General features: G+C 70.7%; 1 protein-coding gene. It reads right to left on the bottom strand.

Annotated features, from left to right (window positions below):
* Positions 1 to 296 (bottom strand): FHA domain-containing protein (locus tag ACOV8S_RS12625; protein ID WP_448317875.1); only part of this gene is annotated, 296 nt, incomplete at its 3' end.
* Positions 297 to 491 lie beyond the last annotated feature (195 nt).

Below are 491 nucleotides of genomic sequence, written 5' to 3'. Positions count from 1 at the left end.
GACGGGGTCAGCCGCGGGCCGTCGGTCGCGTTGCCGAGGTGCACCGGGGCGCCGGGTGCCAGGCGCGTCTGCTGGACGCGCTGCCCCTGCACCCAGGTGCCGTTGGTGGACCCGTGGTCCTCCAGCAGCCAGCCGCCGTCGGCGTGACGGACCGTCGCGTGGCGCCAGGAGACCCTGGCGTCCTCGAGCACCACGTCCCCCTGCGGGTCCCGGCCGATCGTGTAGGACCGGGACGAATCGAGCGTCCAGGTCCGTCCGTTGATTTCGAGTACGAGTTCTGGCACTCCATGCCCCACTGAGTTGTCCCCCGAATTGGCCCCCGACACAGGGAGTCCAGGGATGTCTGACGTCCGGGGGCACTATCCCAGGCCGTGCGGGGCTATCGGAAGCCGGACCCCTGGACAGGTACGGAATCGGCACGGTTCCGGGGCGGGCCCACGGTACTAAACCGGGTCCAAGCGCGCGCCACGGGACCGTGCCGATTCCGTACC

Source organism: Streptomyces sp. CO7 (genome assembly GCF_053474865.1).
Note: the sequence above shows the minus strand (reverse complement) of the source record. Positions and strands in the feature narration are given on the sequence as shown.